Origin of the sequence: Lysobacter sp. Root667, assembly GCF_001427715.1 — a bacterium.
Taxonomy (GTDB): domain Bacteria; phylum Pseudomonadota; class Gammaproteobacteria; order Xanthomonadales; family Xanthomonadaceae; genus Lysobacter.
Map to the genome: position 1 here is coordinate 276781 of NZ_LMHF01000010.1, position 23460 is coordinate 300240.

24 protein-coding genes and 2 tRNA genes are annotated in these 23460 nt (G+C 68.7%); 17 read left to right on the forward strand and 9 right to left on the reverse strand.

Going from position 1 to position 23460, the window contains the following annotated elements:
- A complete protein-coding gene (locus ASD78_RS09105; protein ID WP_055904541.1) occupies positions 1 to 480 on the reverse strand; it encodes a hypothetical protein in 480 nt (159 codons plus the stop codon).
- Complete coding sequence (locus ASD78_RS09110; protein ID WP_055904544.1) at positions 477 to 1064, reverse strand: sigma-70 family RNA polymerase sigma factor; 588 nt, start codon at positions 1062 to 1064, stop codon at positions 477 to 479. Before ASD78_RS09110 ends, ASD78_RS09105 begins: the two co-directional genes overlap by 4 nt.
- A 184-nt stretch (positions 1065 to 1248) precedes the next feature.
- Between ASD78_RS09110 and ASD78_RS09115 the strand changes: the two genes are divergently transcribed.
- Positions 1249 to 1575 carry a hypothetical protein gene (locus ASD78_RS09115; RefSeq protein WP_056100442.1) on the forward strand — a complete coding sequence of 109 codons (327 nt, stop codon included), beginning with the start codon at positions 1249 to 1251 and terminating at the stop codon, positions 1573 to 1575.
- A 79-nt stretch (positions 1576 to 1654) separates the two neighbouring features.
- Here ASD78_RS09115 and ASD78_RS09120 read toward each other — a convergent pair whose 3' ends face one another.
- Complete coding sequence (locus tag ASD78_RS09120; protein WP_056100445.1) at positions 1655 to 2095, reverse strand: Lrp/AsnC family transcriptional regulator; 441 nt, start codon at positions 2093 to 2095, stop codon at positions 1655 to 1657.
- A gap of 75 nt (positions 2096 to 2170) precedes the next feature.
- Here ASD78_RS09120 and ASD78_RS09125 point away from each other — a divergent pair, with 75 nt between their 5' ends.
- From ASD78_RS09125 to ASD78_RS09160, 9 genes are all read left to right on the forward strand, one after another.
- Positions 2171 to 2584: an antibiotic biosynthesis monooxygenase gene (locus ASD78_RS09125; protein WP_235566474.1), complete on the forward strand. Its 414-nt coding sequence runs from the start codon at positions 2171 to 2173 to the stop codon at positions 2582 to 2584.
- Complete coding sequence (locus tag ASD78_RS09130) at positions 2581 to 3153, forward strand: cysteine hydrolase family protein (protein ID WP_055904553.1); 573 nt, start codon at positions 2581 to 2583, stop codon at positions 3151 to 3153. Before ASD78_RS09125 ends, ASD78_RS09130 begins: the two co-directional genes overlap by 4 nt.
- 125 nt (positions 3154 to 3278) lie before the next feature.
- On the forward strand, positions 3279 to 3401 hold the full coding sequence (locus ASD78_RS21675) for a hypothetical protein (protein ID WP_255355382.1): 123 nt from the start codon (positions 3279 to 3281) through the stop codon (positions 3399 to 3401).
- 403 nt (positions 3402 to 3804) lie between these two features.
- A tRNA-OTHER gene (locus ASD78_RS09135) sits at positions 3805 to 3874 on the forward strand.
- A 2-nt stretch (positions 3875 to 3876) separates the two neighbouring features.
- A tRNA-Leu gene (locus tag ASD78_RS09140) sits at positions 3877 to 3942 on the forward strand.
- A gap of 393 nt (positions 3943 to 4335) precedes the next feature.
- A complete protein-coding gene (locus ASD78_RS09145; protein WP_056100451.1) occupies positions 4336 to 5466 on the forward strand; it encodes a slipin family protein in 1131 nt (376 codons plus the stop codon).
- A 4-nt stretch (positions 5467 to 5470) separates the two neighbouring features.
- Positions 5471 to 6376 carry a hypothetical protein gene (locus ASD78_RS09150; protein ID WP_156087677.1) on the forward strand — a complete coding sequence of 302 codons (906 nt, stop codon included), beginning with the start codon at positions 5471 to 5473 and terminating at the stop codon, positions 6374 to 6376.
- 63 nt (positions 6377 to 6439) lie between these two features.
- On the forward strand, positions 6440 to 7654 hold the full coding sequence (locus ASD78_RS09155) for an RtcB family protein (protein WP_056100459.1): 1215 nt from the start codon (positions 6440 to 6442) through the stop codon (positions 7652 to 7654).
- A 289-nt stretch (positions 7655 to 7943) separates the two neighbouring features.
- Positions 7944 to 8180, forward strand: a complete 237-nt coding sequence (locus ASD78_RS09160) for a hypothetical protein (protein WP_056100462.1) — start codon at positions 7944 to 7946, stop codon at positions 8178 to 8180.
- A gap of 19 nt (positions 8181 to 8199) precedes the next feature.
- On the opposite strand, the gene ASD78_RS09165 is transcribed toward ASD78_RS09160, so the two are convergent.
- Positions 8200 to 9117, reverse strand: coding sequence for a DMT family transporter (locus tag ASD78_RS09165; RefSeq protein ID WP_056100466.1), 918 nt, complete (start codon positions 9115 to 9117; stop codon positions 8200 to 8202).
- Between the two features lie 85 nt (positions 9118 to 9202).
- On the opposite strand from ASD78_RS09165, the gene ASD78_RS09170 reads away from it, so the two are divergent.
- From ASD78_RS09170 to ASD78_RS09185, 4 genes are all read left to right on the forward strand, one after another.
- Positions 9203 to 10621, forward strand: coding sequence for a PLP-dependent aminotransferase family protein (locus ASD78_RS09170; protein WP_056100469.1), 1419 nt, complete (start codon positions 9203 to 9205; stop codon positions 10619 to 10621).
- Positions 10622 to 10699: 78 nt separating this feature from the next.
- Positions 10700 to 11518, forward strand: a complete 819-nt coding sequence (locus tag ASD78_RS09175; RefSeq protein WP_055904574.1) for a hypothetical protein — start codon at positions 10700 to 10702, stop codon at positions 11516 to 11518.
- Positions 11519 to 11584: 66 nt separating this feature from the next.
- The gene (locus ASD78_RS09180) at positions 11585 to 12169 is read left to right on the forward strand and encodes a nucleoside 2-deoxyribosyltransferase domain-containing protein (RefSeq protein WP_082575514.1); all 585 of its coding nucleotides are present in this window, start codon (positions 11585 to 11587) and stop codon (positions 12167 to 12169) included.
- Positions 12170 to 12242: 73 nt separating this feature from the next.
- On the forward strand, positions 12243 to 13394 hold the full coding sequence (locus ASD78_RS09185) for a DUF2235 domain-containing protein (RefSeq protein ID WP_056100472.1): 1152 nt from the start codon (positions 12243 to 12245) through the stop codon (positions 13392 to 13394).
- Positions 13395 to 13404: 10 nt separating this feature from the next.
- Here the strand turns inward: ASD78_RS09185 and ASD78_RS09190 are convergent, their stop codons facing one another.
- Positions 13405 to 14100, reverse strand: coding sequence for a glutathione S-transferase N-terminal domain-containing protein (locus tag ASD78_RS09190; protein ID WP_056100475.1), 696 nt, complete (start codon positions 14098 to 14100; stop codon positions 13405 to 13407).
- Positions 14101 to 14479: 379 nt separating this feature from the next.
- On the opposite strand from ASD78_RS09190, the gene ASD78_RS09195 reads away from it, so the two are divergent.
- Positions 14480 to 15523: a lipid A deacylase LpxR family protein gene (locus tag ASD78_RS09195; protein ID WP_056100478.1), complete on the forward strand. Its 1044-nt coding sequence runs from the start codon at positions 14480 to 14482 to the stop codon at positions 15521 to 15523.
- Here the strand turns inward: ASD78_RS09195 and ASD78_RS21190 are convergent.
- Complete coding sequence (locus tag ASD78_RS21190) at positions 15445 to 17868, reverse strand: PKD domain-containing protein (RefSeq protein ID WP_056100481.1); 2424 nt, start codon at positions 17866 to 17868, stop codon at positions 15445 to 15447. The two genes, ASD78_RS09195 and ASD78_RS21190, sit on opposite strands and share 79 nt — an antisense overlap.
- 683 nt (positions 17869 to 18551) lie before the next feature.
- Between ASD78_RS21190 and ASD78_RS09205 the strand changes: the two genes are divergently transcribed.
- The gene (locus ASD78_RS09205; protein WP_055904592.1) at positions 18552 to 18956 is read left to right on the forward strand and encodes a DUF3224 domain-containing protein; all 405 of its coding nucleotides are present in this window, start codon (positions 18552 to 18554) and stop codon (positions 18954 to 18956) included.
- 50 nt (positions 18957 to 19006) lie between these two features.
- Entirely contained in the window at positions 19007 to 19687 is a 681-nt protein-coding gene (locus tag ASD78_RS09210; protein WP_056100484.1) for a YoaK family protein, read from the forward strand.
- Positions 19688 to 19704: 17 nt separating this feature from the next.
- On the opposite strand, the gene ASD78_RS09215 is transcribed toward ASD78_RS09210, so the two are convergent.
- The 3 genes from ASD78_RS09215 to ASD78_RS09225 all read right to left on the reverse strand — a co-directional run bounded on the left by ASD78_RS09215 (position 19705) and on the right by ASD78_RS09225 (position 23449).
- A complete protein-coding gene (locus ASD78_RS09215; protein WP_055904598.1) occupies positions 19705 to 20688 on the reverse strand; it encodes an NAD(P)-dependent oxidoreductase in 984 nt (327 codons plus the stop codon).
- 366 nt (positions 20689 to 21054) lie between these two features.
- The gene (locus tag ASD78_RS09220; protein WP_056100487.1) at positions 21055 to 22557 is read right to left on the reverse strand and encodes a hypothetical protein; all 1503 of its coding nucleotides are present in this window, start codon (positions 22555 to 22557) and stop codon (positions 21055 to 21057) included.
- 1 nt (position 22558) lies between these two features.
- Positions 22559 to 23449 (reverse strand): hypothetical protein, encoded by an 891-nt coding sequence (locus ASD78_RS09225; RefSeq protein ID WP_056100490.1) that lies wholly within the window; start codon positions 23447 to 23449, stop codon positions 22559 to 22561.
- Positions 23450 to 23460 lie beyond the last annotated feature (11 nt).

Genomic DNA, 23460 nt, shown 5'->3' on the forward strand with positions numbered 1-23460 from the left:
TCAGGCGGTGCGACCGCGCGCGCCGCCGCTGCCGAGGTCGGACAGCCGATCCCACAACCAGGTACCGCCCGCGCACAGCGCCAGCACCGGCAGCCAATTGCCCAGCCCGGAGGGCATGCGCGACAAGGGCGCGGCGATCGCGGCCCACCATGCGTCGCCGTAGTTGGCGATCGCGTACAGGGCGAGGCAGCCCAGGGCTAGGACCAATGCGTTGAGCAGCCATCGCTCGACCCGGTCGCCCAGGCCGGCGTCGGCTTCGACCCGGCGCAGCACCTGGGCCGCGAAATCCGCCGGCAGCGGCTCCATCGCCGGCGCCCGCAACGCCCGCACCAGCAAGCGGTACTGGCCGACGCGCGCATCGCTGGCGTCCATCGGCAGGCCGGCGCGCTCCTCGCGCAGCGCGCGCTCCTGCGCCTGCCATTCCTGCGCTTCGCGCTGCTGGCGGTCGTCGGGCGGCGGCGGAGTGTGGGACATGTTCATGCGGTGACTCCCATGCTGGACTGCAGGCGCTCGCGCAGCAAGGCCCGGGTCCGGAACAGATGGCTCTTGATCGTGCCCTCGGCCAGGCCGGTGATACGCGCGATCTCGACGATCGGCACCTCATCCAGGTGATACAGGGTCAACAGGGTCCGCTGCAGCGGCGGCAGCGCCTCGATCTGGGCATGCAGCGCCGCGGCGACCTCGGCGTCGGCGCAGGCCGCTTCCAGGTCGAAACCGTCGCTGACCTGATCCAGCGGCGACAGCGCATCCTCGTCGTCGGCGACCTCGGCGATCGGGATCCGCTTGCGCTCCAGGTGACGCTTGGCCACCGAGTAGGCGACCTGGCCGATCCAGGACTTCAGCGCGCTCTCGTGCCGGTACTGGTGCAGGCACTGGTGCACGCGCAGGAACGCCTCCTGGCAGAGCTCGCGGGTGTCGTCGGGCTGGCGCACCATGCGCTGGATGATGTGCCAGCACAGGCCCTGGTACTCGCGCACCAAACGCTCGAACGCGCCCGGCGCGCGCGCCAGCACAGCGGCCACAAGCGCGCGATCGTCGTTGGCAGGGGACGGCGAGTCGGTCATCTAGGCAGATGGATACGGCCAGGGGGCCGATGGTTGCAACGGCTGTACTGGATCGTCGCCCAGCCGCCGGGCGGCTGCGCCGGGCCGGGTGGACCGGGGCCCGGCGGGCGTCCATGCTGGCGCCTGCAACCGTTCCGACGGCGGCCGTATCCATTGCCCCAAGACCCAAACCCGAGACCGTGCCATGGATGTCGATATCCTCATTCCGATCACCCTGTTCCTGTGCATCACCTACGCGATCAAGTTCGTGATCGACGCGCGCTTCCGCAGCAAACTGATCCAGCAAGGCGGCTCGGAAGAGCTGATCCGCTCGCTGGTGCAGAGCGAAGACCAGCGCCGCCGCCACGCCTCGCTGCGCTGGGGCCTGCTGGCGCTGGCGCTGGCCGTCGCATTCGCGCTGATCGAAGCCTTCGGCTGGCGGGATGTGACCCCTGGCGTGATCGCCGTGCTGCTGGGCGCGACCGGCCTGGGCAACCTCGGTTACTACGCGCTTTCGCGCCGCCTTTCGTGAATGCGGGCAGGCGGACCCGGATGGCCGGGTCCGCCGCCACCGCTACGGGCTCGCCGAGGCGACGCCCGTAACCGCGTAGTCAGGGCCCCATCCGGTCCAGCATCGTGCGCAGCACGGGCACCGTAGTCACGTCGTCGACGCCCTTCATCGACATCACCGCCTCGCGCAGATCGGCCAGCGCGCCCGGCGTGGGCGCCTGCACCAGCACCATCAGGTCGACATCGCCGGCGACGCTGTGGCAGAACCGCACCTGCGGCAGCTGCGCCAGCAAGGGCATCACGTCGTCGCAACTGAAGCCGTCGGCGTAACGGATCAGCAACCAGGCCTGCAGCGGATCGCCGCCGCTGCCCAGGCGCACGGTGTACTGCGCGATCACCCCGCCCGACTCCAGCCGCTGCAGGCGTTCCTGCACCGTGCTGCGCGATAGCCCGACCGCCTTGGCCAGGGCGACGGTGGACAGGCGCGCGTTGTCCTGCAGCAGCGCGATCAATCGGCGATCGATGTCGTCCAGCGCTTTCATGGTCGGATCCGGCGATAAGTCGGCAGGACCGGCATTCTGCCGGGTTGAGACCGGCGCAGGCGAGTGCGCACAGTGATGGCCCGTTCCAAGGCGCGCGCCAGCCGCAGCATGAGCCACTCCGACCCCGAGCGCTTCGCCACCCTGCCGCCACCGCCGTATTACGCGGTGATCTTCTCCTCCCAGCGCAACGGCGAGGACGAAGCCGGCTACGCGTCCACCGCCGAGCGCATGGACGAACTGGTGCGCGGCCAGCCCGGCTTCCTGGGCTACGAATCCACGCGCGACGGCAGCGGATTCGGCATCACCGTCGCCTACTTCGACAGCCAATCCGCGATCGCCGCCTGGCGCGAGCACGCCGAACACGCGCTCGCGCGCAACCGCGGCCGCCGCCTCTGGTACCGCCGTTTCGAGCAACGGGTCGCGCGCGTCGAGCGCGCCTACGGCGGACCGCAGCCCTCTTCTTCCCCAGCCTCCGAGACCACACCATGAAGCTCGATTCCAACACCGCACTGATCCCGATCGACGTGCAACGCGGCTTCGACTACCCGCCTTGGGGACCGCGCAACAACCCGGCCATGGAAACCAACGGCCGGCACCTGCTCGCGGCCTGGCGCGAGCACGGCCTGCCGCTAATCCACGTGCGCCACGATTCGGTGCTGGCCGGGTCGTCGCTGCATCCCTCGCATCCCGGCAATGCTTTCCGCGACGGTTTCGAACCCCGGCCCGGCGAGGCCTTGGTGAGCAAATCGGTCAACGCGGCCTTCATCGGCACCGACCTGGATCTGCGCCTGCGCCGGCTCGGCGTCGGCAGCGTCGTGCTGTTCGGCATCAGCACCGACATGTGCGTATCGACGACCGCGCGCGTTGCCGCCAATCTGGGCTATCGCACCATCGTCGTCGCCGACGCCTGCGCCTGTTTCGATCTGCGCGACGAACGCGGCGTCGCCATTCCCGCCGACGACATCGCACGCGCGCACCTGGCGACGTTGCGCGCGGAGTTCGCCGAGGTCGTCGATACCGATGCAATGCTCGCCGCCGTGCAGCGACGCGCCGCCTGACGATCGCATGCGCGTCGCAACGACCGCTCGCGAGGCGACGAACGGTATTGCAACTATTTTTTAACGAGCGTAATGTGCGCGACCTCGGCCCACTGCGGCCACATACCGAATCCAAAACTTCCGCCATGAACCTCTTCATCGACATCGCCAAATCGCAGCAGTCGCGGCCTCAGCGCCACGACGCGGATGCGTGCGCGCCGATGAACGTCGGCGGTCGCGACGAAGCGCTGCCGCGCACTCCACACTGACCTTGCCTATGCGGGAGGTCGGTGACCCCGACCTCCCGAGGAACGCGAACGCCCTCGGGTTCACCACCCGGGGGCGTTTTGTTTCCGGCGCTCGCAAAGGACCAGTTTTCCCCTGGAAATCAGCGATTTCCAGCCGGCCCCGAAGCATCCGCGCGCTTGCGCGCCGCAGGGGCGATGCCGTCGAGGCGCCGCAAGGCGTCGTGCCTGGATGCTTCGGCGCGGGCGGAGCGGTTGGCGATCGCAATGCATTGGGCGCATGCGCCCAAACGGATTGGCGTCTGGCGACAGACGCCAATGCGAAACATCGAGCGAACGTTCTGCAGCGGCACGGGTTTTGATCCCGTCCGGTGCGCGCGGCCCTGCCGTGGCGTATGCCGCAGAGCGCAAGACGGTGTTTCGGAAGCGACGTTAGCTCAGAGGAAAGAGCAGCGGCATGTACGCAGGTCGCCGGTTCGAGTCCGGCACGTCGACCACTGGATAGCTCAGACGGGTAGAGCATCGGATTCAGATTCCGACTGTCGCGGGTTCGACTCCCGCTCCAAAAACTGCCTTTCACGCAGTGAGTGATACCGGGGACGCAAGTCCCCACCCGGAAACGCCCCTTGCGGCGTTGCGGACGAAGCCGCGCTCAGGCGCGGCGGAGGACGGAACGCCGCAGCGGAGACGACGCCGGACCCGCGCCCGCGAGGCGACGGACCGCGGCGGCTGGCCGGACGCGACAGAACATCGTCGCGCACCGACCCCGCCGCGGCTTCCGCGCCGAGCGCCCACGGGTTCCGCGCCGACGCCGTCGGGGGCGCTTCCACCCCATTCCGCTTCGCGGTCGCCGCCTGCGCGCGGCCGCGGCACCCATGCAGCGCGCGACGAACGATCCGGTCGCGCGCCGCCCCTTACGACCGGATCGAAACCCGCAGAACACTAAGGAGAAAGCGTCATGTTCTGGAACAAGCGGGTCGTGGTCGGCGACGCCGAGCGCGCCCTGATCTACCGCAACCGCCGTTTCGAGCGCGTGCTCGGACCGGGCGTCTACCGCATCGGCGACTGGCTGGGCCGCACCGAAGTCGTGCTGCACGACATCGCCAAGCCGGAGTACGCCGGCAAGGACACCGATGTGCTGGTGGCCGCGCTGGGCGAGCGCCTGGGCGACAGCTTCGTGCTGGCCGACATCGGCGTCGACCAGGTCGGCCTGGTGATGAAGAACGGCAAGCTCGAGGACCTGCTCGCGCCGGGCTCGCGCAAGCTGTACTGGAAGGGCCTGGTCCCGATCGAGATCGTCGCCACGACCTTGTCGGCGGGGCTGGAGCTGCGCGGCGAGATCGCGCAGCGCCTGCGCCAGATCGGCTTGCTCGATCGCATCGCCATGGCCGTCACCGTGCCCAACGAGTCCGCCGGCCTGCTCTACGTCGACGGCAAGCTGGTGCGCACCCTGGACGCCGGCAGCTACGCCTTCTGGAACTTCCAGAAGAACGTCGCCGTCGAGCTCGTCGAGCTGCGCGTGCAGTCGGTGGAAGTGTCGGGCCAGGAGTTGCTCACGCGCGACAAGGTATCGCTGCGCGTGAACCTGGCGGCCAGCATGCGCGTGACCGACCCGGTCGCCGCGCGCAGCAAGGTCGCCAAGTACAGCGACTACCTGTATCGCGAGCTGCAGTACGGCCTGCGCAAGGCGGTGTCGGCCAAGACCCTGGACGAACTGCTGGGCGACAAGGCTTCGCTGGACGCCGACATCTTCGGCTACGTGCGCGGCCAGGTCGGCGAGCTCGGCATGGAAGTGCTGGGCGTGGGCGTGAAGGACGTGATCCTGCCGGGCGAGATGAAGGACATCCTCAACGGCGTCGTGCAGGCGGAGAAGTCGGCCCAGGCCAACGTCATCCGTCGTCGCGAGGAGGCCAACGCCACGCGCAGCCTGCTCAACACCGCGAAGCTGATCGAGGACAGCCCGGTGCTCATGCGCCTCAAGGAGCTCGAGGCGCTGGAGAAGGTCACCGAGAAGATCGACAAGCTCACCGTCTTCGGCGGTCTGGACGGCGTGCTCAAGCAGCTGGTCAGCCTCAAGACGAGCGGCTGAAGGCGTGATCCGTGGAATCCCGGATGACGACTCGGCCGCGAACAAGAACCGAGAACGCCGCTCCCCAGGGAGCGGCCATCGCATCCTATTTCTACGGAATCATTCCATGCGCAAGGACATGTACAAAGTGATCGTGGAACGGCCGCGGCGCGGAGGCCGCTACAGCAAAGAACTCCGCCCGCCGTCCGATCCCGAAGACCAACCGCAACACGAAAGCCTCAAGTTCCGCCATCGCTCGCGTAAATGGCTCAACGAGAACCTCAACCCGCTGCGGCGCTATCTCGGCCGCCAGGCCGGCCGCCGCTGGGACGAGGTCTACTCGGAGCTGTGCGCGAACATCGACCGCCGCAACACCGTGCAGCAACACATCCACGAGCATCTCGAGGATTTCGTGGCGCTGCGGGTGCAGGCGCTCGATGGCGCGTTGCACTACGAGCGCGGCTACGGCGGTCTGCAGCGGCTGGATCGGAGCTGGGCGCCGAAGCTTTACGTGGACCCGGTCAGCGGCTTGCTGCTGATCAACCATGCGGGGATCCAGGCCAGGCGCGAAGCGAAGCGCGAGTACGCACGAGCGCGGCGTGCGCAGCCGGAGGTCGATGTACGGGCGTTGGACGAGTTTCACCAACTGCGCCGCATCGACGGCATCTGGTACGAGGTCGAGCTGGCGGAACTGCCGCGCCCCGTCGCGGTCGTGGACCGACACAGGAAATCGCCGAGGCTGGTGATGCCCTACGACGTGATCGCGCGGCGTCCGGCCAGATGGATCGGCAAGCCCTGCGGCCATCGCGGCTGCGAAGCGTGCCGTCCCTACGGTGGCGCCGGCCTGTACGCCCGCAGCAAGCGCCAGCTGAACCGGCACGAGCTGCAGCGTTATAGCCTGCGAAATCACGAGGCCGAACGCCTGCATTGAGTAAACAATGGAGCAAACCGGTGGCGTCGCGGAAACCGCGGCGCCGCCGTTCAGGAGAACCTTATGAGTCATCAATACGAACTGCTGCACGCGCCAGGCGCCACCCCGATCAAGGGCTGGGTGCGCGGCGTGCCGCTGGAATCGCAGGCGCACGAGCAATTGCGCAACATCGCCTCCCTGCCCTTCGTCGGGCCGTGGCTGGCGGTGATGCCCGACGTGCACCTGGGCAAGGGCGCGACCGTGGGATCGGTCGTGCCCACGCGCGGTGCGATCATCCCGGCCGCGGTCGGCGTCGACATCGGCTGCGGCATGGCCGCGGTGCGGACCACGCTGCGGGCCAAGGACCTGCCCGACAATCTGGCCCTGCTGCGTTCGTCGATCGAACGCAGCGTGCCGGTCGGCAACGGCCCCGGCGGCGATCACCGCAAGCGCCCGGACAGCATCGACACCCGGATCGCGCAGTCGGGCCTGGTGCCGCGCCTTGAGGCGGTGCGCGCCAAGCACCCGAAGGTCCGCAACGACAAGCTGGACAAGCAGCTGGGCACGCTCGGCGGCGGCAACCACTTCATCGAGATCTGCCTCGACGAGGCCGATGCGATGTGGGTGATGCTGCACTCGGGTTCGCGCGGCACCGGCAACCTGATCGGCACCTACTTCATCGAACAGGCGCGGCGCCAGCTGGAGCGGCGCGTGCTGGGCTATCGCCTGCCGGACAAGGACCTCGCGTTCTTCCTGGAAGGCGAGCCGCTGTTCGAGGAATACGTCGAGGCCGTGTCCTGGGCCCAGGACTACGCGCGCGAGAACCGTGAGGCGATGATGGCGCGGGTCCTGCACGAGATGCGTCAGCGCCTGCCCAAGTTCCAGTTGGAGAAGATGGCGGTCAACTGCCACCACAACTACGTGCAGCGCGAGCAGCATCACGGCGAGTCCTTGCTGGTCACCCGCAAGGGTGCGGTCAGCGCGCGGGCCGGCGAGCTGGGGATCATTCCCGGCAGCATGGGTACCTGCAGCTATATCGTGCGCGGCAAGGGCAATGCGGACAGCTTCCACAGCTGCAGCCACGGCGCCGGCCGGGTGATGAGCCGGACCCAGGCGCGCGCGAGCATCACCCTGAAGCAGCACCGCGAGGCGACCGCGCATGTCGAATGCCGCAAGGACGCGGCGGTGATCGACGAGTCGCCGGCCGCCTACAAGTCGATCGACGCGGTCATGGCCGCGCAGACCGACCTGGTCGAAGTGCTGCACACCCTGCGTCAGGTGATCTGCATCAAGGGATGAGGCCGATCGCCGACGATTGCACGCCGCTCCGCGAGGGGCGGCGTTTTCTTTGACCACCGGTTTCCTAATTCCAGTCGACGGGTTCGGCCGGAAAAGGCCGGCCCGCACGGCCTGGAAAGCGCCGCGAGGCCGCCGTCCGTCGCAATTTCGCGATCGCAACAAAACGTAACAGCGGGATTGCGACACGGTGCGCGATTCGCCCCCTCGTCAAGGCCGCGCGGGTAACGGATAGTTAACCGACCGGGCGTATCGTCGCCTGGCAGGGGCCCGCTCAAGGAGAGGTGGAGCCATGAACGATCTGGCATTGGATGCCGCGTCGTCCCGCGCGACCTTGTCGCACGAGGACCGCGAACTGGCCGTCACCTACGGCATCGAAGCACGTCAGCACCACGCCGGACGCGCGTGGACCGACATACAACACGAACTGGCCGCGGGTTGGGCGCGCATGCGCGGCTACCGGCGCGCGGAATGGCCCGAGGTGGTCGACCACGTCGAAGCCGCCTGGCACGGCTCGATCCGCCTCTAGCCGGGCGGACGCGGCAGGCTCAGGCTTTGGCCTCGGCCGCTTGCGGCCGTCGCGCCCATTGCCATTTCAGGTTGACGCCCAGCGTGCCCAGCACGATCAGGGCCACGCCCAGCATTTGCACGTGACCGAGCGTGCTGCCGTACAGCAGATAGTCGAGCAGCAGCGCGATCACCGGATAGACGAAGGCGAGCACCGCGATCGTCACCACCGGCAGGCGCGGATAGGCCGAATAGAACAGCACATAGCACACGCCGCTGTGGATCAGCCCCAGCCCGGCCAGCCAATACCAATGCGGTCCGACGTGGGCGATCGCAGCGTAGTCGGCGAACGGCGCCAGCATCGCCACGCCGACCAGGCATTGGATCAGCACCACTGCGAACGGCCGCTCGCGGCTGATCCGGCGCGACAGCATCAACGAGGCTCCGCACAGCAGCGCGGCGACGAAGGTCAGGCCGATGCCGATCAGGTAGCCGGCATCGGCGCTGCGCCACAGCTTGATCGGGTCGGCCGAGCAGGCCACGCCCACGAACGCGACCACGGTCCAGGCCCAATCGGCCGGACGGGTGCGTTCGCCGAAGAACAGCGCCGCCATCGCCAGCATCGCGAACGGAAAGAAGTGGTAGACCATGGTCGCCACGCCGATCGACGAGCGCGCCATGCCGGCGAACAGCGCGACCCAGTTCAGCACCAGCAGCACGCCGCTGACGATCGCGCCGCGGATCAGCGCCGGTTCGCTCATCAGCCCGCGCAGATGACCGCGCGCCAGGCCCCAGGCGATCAGGAACGCGCTGCCGAACACGCAGCGGAAGAACACCGTGGTGATCGCGTCCTGGCCGCCCTCGTGGGCGAACACGCCGACCGACCCGATCAGGATTTCGGCGACGAACAACTGGATCAGCGCGGTGCGGGACTCTGACGCGGAGGCGGTCGGGTTCATGCGGTCAGGCTAGGCCCCGGCTGGCGACCGGTACAGATTCAGTTAGACTCGGATTTCACCAGTACAGATCGGGCGGCCCCACGCCATGGCCAGCGACCTGCTCTACGAACGGCTCGCCGAACGCCTGCGCCATCAGATCCAGCGCGGCACCCTGCGCGCCGGCGAGCGCCTACCGTCCTTGCGCCGCCTCGGCCGCGACCAGCGCATCAGCCTGGCCACCGCGGTCGAGGCCTATCTGCAGCTGGAACGCGAAGGCCTGATCGAGGCGCGTCCGCGTTCGGGCTATTACGTGCGCGCACCGGCCGCGCCCATGCCGCGCGCCAGCGCTCGCCATCGCGCCCGCGCGCCGCAGCCGATCCGCAACCCGGCCCTGCTGGGCGTGCTCGACGTACTCGGCCGTTGCGACCTGATCTCGCTGCACGCGGCCACGCCCGCGCCCTCGCTGCTGCCGACCGCCGCGCTCGCCGCCGCCGCCTCGCGGGTGATGCGGCGCAACGCCCAGGCCGCGCTCAGCTACGCCATCCCGCAGGGCCTGGCCGCACTGCGCGAACGCATCGCGCAGCGTTACGTGCAATGCGGCGTCGACGTCGATCCCGACGAGATCGTGATCACCGCCGGCGCGATGGAAGCGATCAGCCTGGCCCTGCGCACGGTGGCGCGCGCCGGCGACGTGGTCCTGGTCGAAACCCCGACCTACTACGGCCTGCTGCAGGCGGTGTCCGAGCAGGGCCTACGCGTGATCGAAGTGCCGAACCGCCCCGGCCTGGGCATAGACCCGGACCGCTTGTCCGAACTGCTGGAGCGGCACGCGGTGCGCGCGGCGGTGCTGGTGCCCAATTTCAACAATCCGGTCGGCAGTTTGACCAGCGACGAGGCCAAGCGCGCGATCGTCGCCGCCTGCGCCGCGCACGGCACGGTGGTGATCGAGGACGATCTCTACGGCGAGTTGTCGTACTCCGGCGAGCGCCCCAGTCCGCTACGCCGCTACGACGAACGCGGCGGCGTCATCACCTGCGGCTCCTATTCCAAGATGCTGACGCCCGGCTTGCGCGTCGGCTGGATGCTGGGCGGGCGCTGGGCGCCGGCGCTGCTGCGCGCCAAGTGCTTCTCCACCGTCGCCACCTCGACCTTGTCGCAGCTCACCATCGTCGAATACCTGGCGCGTCACGACTTCGAGCGCGGGCTGCGCCGCCTGCGCCGCGAGCTGGCGGTCAACGCCCAGCGCTACCGCGAAGCGATCGCGCTGCATTGGCCGCAAGGCACCTGCGTGAGCGCGCCGGCCGGCGGCATGGCGCTGTGGATCGAACTGCCGCCGCAGATCGAGGGCCAGGCCGTGTTCGAGGCCGCAATGGCGCGCGGCATCGGCATCCTGCCCGGTCATCTGTTCTCCAATCGCGGCGACTATGGCCATCACCTGCGCCTGAGCTGCGGCCAGCCCTGGGGCGAGCCGGTCGAAACCGCGCTGCGTACGGTCGGCGCCTTGGCCGGCGATCTGGCCGGCTAAACGGGCCGCGGGCGCTGTCCGGCCGCCCCCGCGGCCGGCGTTGGAGCATGAAGGAACCACCCGCACAAGGAGTGCAGCATGAACATCGGCAACAACAATCTGGTCCTGAGCAAGTATCCGGCGGCGATAGAAAAGCATCCCGACGCCAAGCGCGCATTGTGTTTCGGCGACTCCTGGTTTCAGTACGTGCCGCATCCGACCGACCTAAACAAGCAGATCGCGCGCCTGTTCAAGAAGACGCTGTTCCTGCGCGAAGGCGTGGCCGGTCGCGACAGCGCGATGTGGAAGGCGGCGCTGCCGCGGATCCAGCGCGAGATCGGCACCTTCGGCTTCGACGCGATCCTGCTGTCCAACGGCGGCAACGACATCGTCGGCGAGGAGCTGCGCGAGTTCGTCAAGACCGCCGCGCAACCGCAGTCCACGGGCGCCGGGCCCTGGGGCGAGATTCCGCCGGAGGTGTTCGACCACATCCGTCTGGAGACCTTCGAACACGCGCTGCGTTATGCGATCAAGGACATGAAGGAAGTGGTGCAGATCCGCGACCTCCTGTCGCGCGACACCATCATCTACGTCCACACCTACGACTACATCTTCCCCAGCGGCAAGGCGTTCAAGCTCGGCCCGTTCACGATGGGGCCGTGGGTCAAGCCGTTCCTGGACAACGTCGGCCTGACCGATCCCAAGCGCCAGCGCGTGCTCACGACCTGGCTGGTCGATCAGTTCGCGCGCGCGCTGCGTGCGTTCGTGTCGCAGAACGCCAACATGCGTCTGGTCGATTCGCGCGACACGCTCAAGACCGTCTCGCAATGGGAAAACGAGATCCATCCGGTGGCCAGCGGCTTCGAGGCGATCGCCAAAAAATGCTGGAAGCCTGCGCTGACCGGCGTACTGGAATAGAGCTGGCCCTGGGCTAGACTGCGGGCGCGCCGAAAGGTGCGTCCCGCCGTTTCGCCCGAGGTCGCGATGAAAGCCCTATTGCTCTGGCCGCTGCTGCTGTTGTCAACGCTGCCTGCTGCCGCAGCCGAACCTGCCGCGGCCGAACCCGTCGCAGCCGAACCCGTCACGACCGCGTCGGTCACGATCAAATCCCCGCAGGCCCTGCCCGACGACGAGCGGATCAAGGTGTTCCTGGCCGGCAGCATAGACATGGGCGGTTCGGAGAACTGGCAGGCGCGGGTCGAACGGGCACTGGCCGACGAGGGCGTGGTATTGCTCAATCCGCGCCGCGACGACTGGAATCCGGCCTGGAAGCCCTCGGCCGCCGAGCCGGAGTTCCGCAAACAGGTCGAATGGGAACTGTCCGCGCTCAACCGCGCCGACGTGATCCTGATGTACTTCGCGCCGTCCTCGCAAAGCCCCATCACCCTGCTCGAACTGGGCCTGCACGCGCCCTCCGGCAAGGTCCTGCTGGCCTGCCCGCAAGGCTATTGGCGCAAGGGCAATGTCGACATCACCGCCGACAGCTACGGCGTGCCGCGTTACGAATCCCTGGACGCCTTGATCGCCGGCGTGCGCCAGCGCCTGGCCGAGCTGCGGCGTCAGCGCTGAGCGCGGGGCGGCACCCCGTCGCAGTCTGTGCGATGGGCGCGCGCCATAATGAGCGGCCCACGCGAGGCAGTTCATGACCGCACCGCGCAATATCGTCGTCTGCCTGGACGGCACCAACAACTCCCCCGCCGACGCCCGCACCCATGTGCAGCGGCTGTACCGGCTGATCGAGAAATCGTCCGCGCAGCTGACCTACTATCAGCCCGGCGTGGGTACGCTGGAACCGATCGGCGTGCTCGGGCCGCTGCGTCGGCGCGCGTTGATGGGCCTGGATTCCGGCAGCGGCTGGATGCTGCAGCGCCACGTCAGCGCGGCCTACCAATTCCTGTCCGACGTCTATCGCGAAGGCGACCGCCTCTACCTGTTCGGCTTCAGCCGAGGCGCCTATTCGGTGCGGGTGCTGGCCGGCATGCTCGCTACCGTGGGACTGCTGCATCCGGGCATGCGCGAGATGGTCGCATTCGCGTGGCAGGCCTACGAAAGCCTGCCCGCATTCCCGCCGCAGGCCGATGCGGCCTCGCCGCGGCGCCAGCAGGCCCTGCGCGATTACTTCCGGCGCATCCGCAGTTTCCGCAAGAGCTACTCGCGACGCGTGCCGGTGCACTTCCTCGGCTTGTGGGACACGGTCAGCTCGGTCGGCCTGCCGTGGCTGCCGCGGGTCTACAGCCATACCGCGTCCAACCCCATCGTCGCCACGGTGCGCCATGCGGTCGCGCTGGACGAGCACCGCGGCAATTTCGTCCAGAACCTGTGGACGCCGAAGCCGTCGCCGCAGCAGGACGTGCGCGAAGTCTGGTTCGCGGGCGGTCACGGCGATGTCGGCGGCGGCTACCCCACCGGCGGTCGCGACATCGAGCTGGCGCGGATTCCGCTGGCCTGGATGTTGCGCGAGGCCGAGGCCGCGGGCCTGCTGACCGATGCCCAGGCACGCGCCGAGGCCGGCCTGCCCGACCTGAGCGACGACGAAGCGATGCAGCGGTTCGCGCTGGCGCCGCGTCACGACGAGATCCATCACTGGCTGTGGCAGCTGTCCGAACGCTTGCCGATACCGCGCTGGTCGCAGAGCGCCGACGGGCGCTGGGAGCGGCACTGGCGCCCGCATCGCGCGCGTGCGCGCATCCTGCGCCCGGGCGCGCTGGTGCACGAGAGCGTGTACCAGCGCCTGCGCCTGTGTTCGGCCTATCGCCCGAGCAACCTGCGCGACGACGTCGTGCTGGTGCGCTGAAGGCCGCGATTCAACGCGACGGCGCGCCCTGGCCGAACAGGATCCGGCGCTCCTCGTCGCTGACCTGGGTGTTCGGCGCGTAGGACTGGGGCGTCTCGGCATAGGTGCGCTGCACGGCCGGACGCTCGCGCATCGCCTCGAACCAACGCCGCAGTTCGGCGAAGTCCTGCAGCGACTGCCCGTGCGAGGCATGCGGCACGATCCAGGGGTAGCAGGCCATGTCGACGATCGAGTACTCGCCGGCGATGAACGCGCGCCCGGCCAGTTGCCGGTCGAGCACGCCGTACAGGCGATGGGTCTCGCGGGTGTAGCGGTCGATCGCGTACGGCACCTTCTCCGGCGCGTAGATATTGAAGTGGCCGATCTGCCCCGCCATCGGCCCCAGGCCGCCGACCTGCCAGTACAACCACTGCAGAGTCTCGGCGCGGCCGCGCGGATCGGCGGGCAGGAAGCGCCCGGTCTTTTCGGCCAGGTACTGCAGCATCGCGCCGGATTCGAACAGCGACAGCGGCGCCCCGCCGCCGGGCGGGTCGTGATCGACCAGGGCCGGAATCTTGTTGTTGGGCGAGATCTTCAGGAATTCGGCCTCGAACTGCTCACCCTTGCCGATGTTGATCGGCACGATCCGGTGCGCCAGCCCGGACTCCTCCATGAATAGCTTGAGCTTGAGGCCGTTGGGCGTGGGCCAGAAATACAGATCGATCATGTGCAGGCTCCGGCGTGGGAGAAATGGGGGTCGCGGCCTTCGACGTGCGTGCTTCGACGTGCATGCTTCGACATGCGGGCTTTGACATGCTGGCCTCAGCATCGCGGACTTTGATCCTGCGAACCTCGACGACGAAGTCCCGGCGCGGTCAAGCTCGTCCGATGCATCTTCCTGCATCTCGTCGATGCCGAGTACCGATTTTCGAGCATAAGGGCCGCGCGCCCGCAACGGAACACACCGGTGGGACGCTGCGTCGCATTCCTGCGCTTCCTTTGCAGCGGGGACGCCCCCATCCGGAGCCGACGGGTCGCGAACGCAGCCGCACTGCGCGGCTCGCGACATCCGCACGCCCATCAGCTCACGCTTTCAGTCCCCGCCCATGCGCCGCACTGCCCTGTTGCTGTTCCTTCTGCTGAGCGCCGCCTGCGCCCACGCCGCCGATCGCGAAACCTGCGTCACCGGCCATACCAAGCTCCCGCCCACCGTCAACTTCCGCGTCGACAACGACCTGTTCGGCGGTCAGGACCAGGGTTACAGCAACGGCGTGCAGCTGACCCTGGTCTCGCCCAACCTGGTCGACTACACCGACGATCCCTGCCTGCCGCGCCTGGCGCGCTGGATCAATCGCCACGTCAGCGCGCTCACGCCGGAAGGCTTCGAGCAACAGAACATGGTGGTGAGCTTCGCCCAGGGCATCTTCACCCCGACCGACTACAGCCGCCGCGACCTGATCGAGGACGACCGCCCCTACGCCGGCGCGCTGCTCGCCAGCCTGGGCTACAACGCGCGCAACGGCGACCGGCTGCGCACCACCCAGCTGCAGTTCGGCATCGTCGGGCCTTCGGCCTACGGTAAGCAGGTGCAGAACGAAGTCCACAAGCTGCTCGGCGACGAGACCTTCCAGGGTTGGGACAACCAGCTCCACGACGAGCCGGTGGTGCGCCTGGTCCACGAGCGCATGCGCCGCTATTCGGCCGGCGACGAAGAGAACGGCCCCTGGGGCTGGGACGCGATCGGCCACTACGGCGGCAGCGTCGGCAACCTGGCGACCTACGCCAACCTCGGTGCCGAATGGCGCTTCGGCCGCCACCTGCCCGACGATTTCGGCAGCACGCCGCTGCGTCCGGCCGGCGAGAACACCGCGCCGACGCGCAGGACCCGCGGCCCCAACCAGTTCGGTGCGCACCTGTTCCTGACCGTGGACGCACGCTGGGTGCTGTACGACATCACCCTGGACGGGAACAGCTTCCGCGACAGCCACAGCGTCGACAAACGGCCCTTCGTCGCCGACGCCGGCTATGGCATGGCCTTCATGTACGGACGCTGGAAGTTCGCCCTGGCGCGTTACCACCGCACCCGCGAATTCGAGGGCCAGAAGCAGACCCCGGTCTTCGGCAGCTTCACCATCAGCCGCTCGCTCTGAGACCGCGGACGCCCCGGCACCGCCGGAGCGTTCGCCTTGTCGCGCGCGCTCAGAAAGTCACGCTCCAACTGTCGATATAGCCGACATCGCCGTTGGCGTTGTCGTTGACGCGCAGCTTCCAGGTGCCGTTCAAGGCTTCGCTCGAAAGGTTCAGCGTGACCGTCTTGTTGACGTTGTCGGCGCTGCCGCCGCTGCGGTTGTGGATGTTGTAGAGCGAACCGTCCGGAGCCACCAGGTCCACCTTTGCTCGGGGCATTGCCGCTGCGGCCGGAGACCGTGATCGGGCTGTCGACCGTGGCGTTGTCGCTGACGGTGTAGTCGGCGGTGTTGCTGTAGGTCTGCGCGCCGCCGGCGGTCACCGTGACCGTGGCGGTCTTGGTATGGGTCGCACCGCCGTTGTCGGTCACGGTCAGGCTCACCGTGTAGTTGCCGGCGGTCGCGTAAGTCTTGCTCGGGTTGGTCGCGGTGGAGGTGGTGCCGTCGCCGAAGCTCCAGGCGCGCGAGACGATCGTGCCGTCGCTGTCGGTGGAACTATCCGTGAAGTTTGCACTCAAGCCGCTGACCGCCGCGCTGAAGTTCGCGACCGGCGCCGCGTTGGCGCCGCTGCCGTTGTAGCTCAGGGTCAGCTTGGGAGCCGAGGCGCCTTCGCGCGAGCTCCAGTCGACGCCGTCGATGACGCCGGAGGTGTTGACCAGGACGACGCCGTGGTTGGCGACCGCGCCCGATGCCCAGTCTTCGACCAATTGCACGCCAGCCGCGTTGAGCGCGATGGTGCGCACGCCGGTGCCGCTGGGCGTGACCGCGCCCAGCTTGGTGCCCAGGGTCGCGCCGGCATACGTGGCATCGGCCTCGGTCCACGCAGCGGTGACCTGGTACAGGTCGTAGGCGCCGGTGGACAGGTTGCTGACGTTGAGCGAGACCGTGGCCGAGGTGATGTCCAGGCCGGCCGCGGCGCTCAGGTTCCAGCCCATCAGCCCGCGCAATTGCAGGCCGGCATCGTCGCCGTCGGCGTACAGGATGGCGCCATTGTCGCGGGTGCCGTTCGACTTCACGGTCACGTCGCGCACCGCGTCCAGGGTCATGTTGTTGGCCGGCGGTGCGCCCTTGTTGCAGGTGCCGCTGAAACTGTCGGTGTAGCTGCTGCCGGCCTTGGGCACGAACTCGCCGGTGTAGCCGGTCGCGCTCAGGGTCAGCTTGAGCACGCCGTGGGTGCTGGCATTGCTGGCTTCCAGCATCGGATGGCTGCCGTTGAGGCCGTAGAAGGCGCGGCCGCCGGTGCCGATGAGGACCTGACGGATGCCGTCGCTAGCCGCGGCCTGGTTCGGATTCATCTTGCCGTAGCGCTGGTAGTTGTGGTCGTGACCGACCAGCACCAGGTCGGCCTTGGCCGCGTACAGCGCATCCCAGAACGGCTTCACTTGGCTATAGCCGGTGTAGTTGCCGCGGCTCACCAGCGGGTGATGGAAGTAGGCCGCGGTGCAGGGTTTGGTGTTCGCTGCCAGGTCGTTCTGCAGCCAGGTCACCTGAGCGCTGGCGACGGTGCCGCCGGACATGGTGTTGAGGGCGATGAAATGCCACTCGCCCACGTCCCAGCTGTAATAGCCCTTGCTGCGGTCGCCGGCCGGACCGGTCTGGGCGCCGACGCCGTTGAAATAGTCGAAGTAGCCGCTGGCGCCGGTGGTGTTGTACTCGTGGTTGCCCGGCGTCGGGCTGGTCAACTCCTTGAAGCGGCCCCAGGTCGGCGCGTAGCGGTTGTTGTACTCGCTGAGCGTGCCGCTGCTGTAAGCATTGTCGCCGGCGGTGAACACCGCGACCGGGGCGATCGCCACGATCAGGTCGGAGGTCCCCGCGCAGGCGTTGCCGCTGGAGTCGCAGATGTCGCCGGCGCCGGCCACCACGACCGGGGTCGCTTCCAGCGCGCTCAGGCCGTAGTCGTAGCTTTCCACCTCGTAGCCGCTGTCGGGGTTGCCGAAGTAGGGCTGGATGTCGACGCAATCGCCGCGCAGCGCGCGGGCGTGGAAGGCGCGGCCGTTCCAGTGATTGCCTTCGAAGCTGTAGACATCGCCGCCGGAGCTGCGGATGACCAGGGAGTCGTAAGGCTTGAGTTCCAGCGACTTGAAGCCCAGGCGTATCCATTTGGCGCCCGGCCGGCATACGCGGTTGCTCGGCGCGGCCAGCATCGAGGCGGCGCGCGCGGGCGCGATGCGCTCGGTGACCGTACCGTCTTCCGCCAATTGCAGGGTGCGCTGCGCGGCGCCGGCGCTGGGGGCGATCGCGAACGCTGCGGCCAGCGCGAGCGTCGCGGCCGCGCCGCGGCCCGGCCGTTGTTTGTGCGTCTTGTTCACTGGAATCTTCCTGATTGGTTGCAAGGGGATGCGCGCGGGTCGCACCGGATCGCTGTCATCAGGGCGAGGCGCGCGGCGGGCACAGGCCCGGCCGCGTACGCGGTTCCGATCGCCGCCGGACGCTGCGCGCCGGCGTGACGAATTGCAGTTCACCGACGGCGCGGCCCTTGCGAGCCGCCGGTGCAATCGCCCGCAAGCGTCCCCAGCGCCTGCGATGCGTGTTCGCGCCCCCCGACGGACTGCGCCGTCTTCGGGGGCCCGGCAACAATGCAGCGGATCATCGTCGCCTTGCGGCCACGCAACTGCGGCCGGCGTCACAACGCGATGCGCCGCTGGGCGCCAGTGTGCGATGCGTCCGCGGTTGGCCGCGTTCACGCCGGCGATGGTAGTGGCGGTTTGTTGCAATCTGCCTTTAACCTGGCCGTTTGGGCCGGAAACTCCGTCGAAATGCATCTTTTATGTGCCGTGTCGTCGAGCTGTATCAGCAACAAGTGTGCAAGGCACGTTGAATGCCGGGATCAGACCGTTGCCGGCGATCGGGTGGCACGGCACGCAATGCGCGGCCGTCCGTCGGTTCGCGACCGATGCATGGCCGGTGGTCGACGGCGGCGATTGACGCCTGCCACGGCCGGAGCGAGCATCGGATGCTTCGCGCGGACCACGCGCACATGCAAGGACAGGCCATGAGCACGCGTATCCGCGGTGTCTTCGACGTCAAGATGATTCCGCAACCCGCCGACGATGCCGCCGCCGGTCAGTACATCGGCCGCATGTGGCTGGACAAGCACTACCACGGCGAACTCGAGGGCGGCAGCCAGGGCCAGATGCTGGCCTTCCGCAGCGTGGTCGCCGGCTCGGCTGGCTATGTCGCGATGGAGCGCGTCGAAGGCACGCTGGGCGGCCGCCGCGGCAGTTTCGTGCTGCAGCACAGCGCCGTCATGGATCGCGGCACGCCCAATCTGGTCCTGCAGGTCGTGCCCGATTCCGGCAGCGACGAGCTGACCGGCCTGAGCGGCACCATGGCGATCGAGATCGCCGACGGCATGCACTACTACGACTTCGACTACAGCCTGCCGACCGAACCATGAGCGAGGCGTGCGTGCGGCCAGCGGACCTCACCCACACCCAGGAGGCTTGAGTGGGTCTACAGCATCTGCCGCGCTGGGTCTGGCTGGGCGCCAGTTCGCTGGCCTGCGTCGCCGGCATGGTCAACGTGATCGGCTTCCTGGGGTTCGAACACCAGGCAATCACCCACCTCACCGGCACCACCTCCCTGCTCGCCGCGGCACTGGCCGGCGCCGACCTGCGCGCGGCGGCGCATCTGTCGGGCATGATCCTGGCCTTCTTCGCCGGTGCCGCGCTGAGCGGCATGATCGTGCAGGACAGCACCCTGCGTCTGGGACGTCGCTACGGCGTTGCGTTGGCGATCGAATCGGCCTTGCTGTTCGCGGCGGTGCCCCTGTTCCATCGCGAACAGATCCTCGGCGCTCTGCTCGCCGCGGTCGCCTGCGGTCTGCAGAACGCGATGGCGAGCACCTACAGCGGTTCGGTGGTCCGTACCACACACCTCAGCGGCATGATCACCGACCTGGGCATCGGCCTGGGGCATGCCCTGCGACGGCGGCCGTTGTCGCGGCAACGCTTGTCGCTGAGCGCCCTGATCGTCGCGGGCTTCTTCGCCGGCGGCTTGATCGGCGCGCTCTCGTTCCGCGGCTTCGGCTACGACGCCCTGTACCTGCCCGCCGCACTGACCGGTATCACCGGCATTTTCTACGCCCTGTACCGCCACCTCCACCCGCCAGCGCCGTTGTCCGACTGAACGGTGCCGATCGGCGCTCAATCGACCGGATAGGGCCCTTCGGCGAACGTTTCAGCGTGATAACCCTTGCGGCCGATCGCGCGGGCCAGATCGCTGCGCACGTCCTCGCCCGCACGCAGGCGCTGCAGTGCGTAGGCGAAGTCGTAGCGCGGGCGCCAGCCCAGCTCGGTGCGCGCGCGCTCGTTGACGTAGACGCGCTCGATGCCCGGAAACATGCGCCAGCCGCGGCGCGCATACTCGGCCTCGTAGCTTGGCGCATAACGCGCGACCACCGCCGGTGCGTCCTCGCGCAGCTGCTGCAGGTCGTCGCGGGTGAACGGCGTGGTCGCGCTGATGATGTAACGGCCGAAGCCGATCGCCGGCGCGCGTTCGATCGCGAGCAGATGGGCATCGACCACGTCCTCGATGTCGACGCGCCGGTACAGCAGTTCGTTGGCTTTGATGTTGGCGTCCTCGAACGCGTCGCGCGCCGACTTGAGGTCGTCCTCTTCCGGGAAGAAGCGCGAGGTGCGCAGCACCAGCACCGGTAGGCCCTGCTTGTGCTGGAACAGCTCGCACACGCTCTCGGCCGCGATCTTGGTCACGCCGTAGATATTGCGCGGCACCGGCACCACATCCTCGGTCACCCAGGCCGCGGGCGCGCCCGGCGGCGGGGTCAGGGCGCGGCCGAAAGCGCTGGTGGTGCTGGTGAAGACGAACGCGCCGACGCCGGCGGACACCGCTTCCTCAAGCAGGTTGAGGGTGCCGGAGATATTGGTGTCGACGAAATCCTGGCGGCTGTGGGTAGCCACGTGCGGCTTGTGCAGGGTCGCGGTATGCAGGACCGCGTCGACCCCGCGCATACAGCGCGCGACCAGGCCGCGGTCGACCACGGAGCCGACCGCGTCGGTGTAGGCGGAAGCGATCACGTCCAGTCCGAGGGCTTCGTGACCGTCGTGGCGCAGGCGGCGCATCAGCGCTTCGCCGAGGTGGCCGGCGCTGCCGGTGACCAGGATTTTCATGCGGGGCGTTCCGAAGGCGCGGGACGCGACGGCGGCCCGTGGCGTCATTCTCCCTCATCGCGAGCGCGGGCGTCATGTCCCTGCGCGGCGGCTCAGGTCGCAACGGGCCAGCGATGGCGAGACCATGACCGTGAGGGTATGGCACGGCCGCATGCGACAGGCCGCGAGCCGGCGCGCGGCTGTGGGGGAGCGTGCCGATGCTGCTGCGATCGGCTTGGCGGTGCGGGTGATAACGATCCGCTACCACTGGGAGATGCCCAGGTTCGTCTATAGACGGCGACTGGGGCGGCCTGCTGCCTGCTGGCGACGCCGCCTGCGATAGGCGGCGTTTTTCGCTTGAGCGCGATGCAGTCGGACGCGGCGACGCTAATGCGGAGGCGATGCAGGAGCTGTTGCGGGTGCCGTCGCGGGTGCCGTCGCGGGTGCTGTTGCAGGTGCCGTTGCAGGTGCCGTTGCGGGCGCCGTGGCAGGTGCAGTCGCGGGGCGAGCTGCGGTCGCTGGTGCGGTAGCCGGCGCAGTCGCGGGTGCCGTGGCGGGTGCAGTGGCCGGCGCCGTAGCGGGCGCAGTGGCTGGTGCGGTCGCAGGCCGCGCCGCAGTTGCCGGTGCGGTCGCGGGTGCCGTTGCTGGAGCGGTTGCGGGCGCGGGCGGCGTAGCCGGCCGCGGCGGCGGACGCGCGGCATCGGCGATGGCGGTGTCCATGGCCGTGCGCCGCTCGCGATCGCCCGCCTGCTGCGAGGCCAGGCGCGCATTGCGGGCGACGTTGGGATCGGGCTCGGCGGCCGGGTTGATCGAGGTATTGCGGATGCGGTCGGCCTGCGCCTGCGCCGCCATCTGATTCAGCGGCAGATAATCGCTGCGGAAATTCAGCTCGACCGAGGAATTGAGTTCGAGGTCGGTGTTCATCTCCTCGGAACTCTGCGAGCGCTGGGTCGAGACGTAGCCGATGTTGTTCTCGATCTCGGCGCTGGCTCCCCAAGGGCCGACCCCGAAGCTGCCGGACGCGCGCACCCGGTTGTTCATGTTGAATTGGCTGCCGCGGTCCTCGCTGGCCGCGCTGCGGGTGTCGACGTGGAAGCGCATCGAGGCGTTGATGCGGCCGCTGTCGATCACGATGCGCTGCATGCCCAGCATGACCATGGTCGCGAGCATCTGCTGGCGCTGGCGCGCGATGTAGCGCCGCGCCAGCGGCACCAGCTGCTCGGGGTTGCTGGCGTCGACCGACTCTTCCGGTTGCATGCCCAGTTGCGCGCGTATCTCCTCCGCGCTCGGCATCGAAGCGCCGCCGCGCAGTCGCAGGCGGATCTCCGCGGCCTCTTCGGGATCGACTTCCTCGCCCTCCTCGGGCTGCTCGTACTCGATGTTCTGCGGGAAATGTTCGGCCACCCATTGCCGGACCTGGATGATGCTGAACTGGCTGCGCTCGAAACCCTCGGCCGAGGCCGACACGCTGTTGAGCAGTTGCACGTACATCTGCATCTGCTGCGAGTTGGAATCGAGCATGGCCCTGAACACGCCGTTGATCAGGTCGGTCACGAAGCGCGGGAACGAGACCGCATTGAGCACGTTGCGGGTGGTGTCGGCGACGCGGTCGGCGGCCGCGGCGAAGCCTGGCTGGTCCTGCGCGCGCGCCAGCGGCGGCGAGGCGCGCTGCGCGAGCTCCGCATCGGCCTGGCCTTCTTCGGCGATCAGGTCCGCCGCCAGCGCCGACACCCGCACCATCGAGCGCGCCAGCGATTGCCGGTCCTGCAGCGACAGGCTCTGATAGTTGGGCGACTGCTCCAGTACATCGCGCACCGCGCTGCGGATCCACGGCGGCGGCGGCGCGGCAGCCGACGCGGACGCAGCGGCACGGGCGGCGGCGACGCTCATCTCAGGCCGCCGCCGACAAGGTCGGCGCCGACCCCGATGCCGGCGCGGCGATGCGCCCCGACAGCCAGCGCTGGGCGGCGCCGATCAGCTCGTAGTCCTCGGCCGCGATCTGCGGTGCGGGATCGGCGTAGTGCTCGGCCAGCCACAACAGCACGGTCTGGCCGGCGCGCCCCTGATCGACGCGGCGCTGGATCAGGCTCGCGCTCTGGCCCTGGGTGGCACCCGCTATCGCGACCAGCTGCCACAACGAGTTCACCCCGAACGCGGCCTGCAGCATGCGATCGCGCAGGAAGCCCAGGGCCAGGTTGATGTTGGCGACGATGTCGCGCGCCGCCAGGTTCGCCATCGGGTCCACGCGCAGCGCCAGGAACTCGCCCAGCGAGGCGCACGCGGTTTCCAGCGCCACGCGCTCGCGCAGGTCGCCGCCGTCGGCCTGGGCCACGATCGCTTCGCACAAGGCCGCCATCAGGCGTTCGAAGTACGGGGTTTCGATCACCCGGGCGAAGATCGCCTGACGCTCGTTGACGTCCAGGCGTTCGCGACGCGCGCGCCAGAAACTGTTGATGAGCTGCGCGCCCGGACCCAGCGGCTGGGTGATCGCACCGCTGGCGAACAGGCCGGCGATCAGCTCGGCGGTCGGCAGCAGGCCGGCGGCTTCGAGTTCGGCGGCGAAGTACAGCGGCGCGGCCGCCTGCAGCTGGGCGCGGTCCATCGCATTGGGCGCGCCCGGCGGCAGGTCGATCGCGCTGTCGAGCGGATCGGCCGACAGCGCCAGCGCCATCGCCGACTGCCGCTCCAGCGCCGCCAGCGACAAGGCCAGGGCGCGCAGCAACGGCTCGTGCTCGTGGCGCGGGGCGAGGCGGATGTCCGGCGGCGGCGGGGCCAGGCGCATGCGCGTGCCCC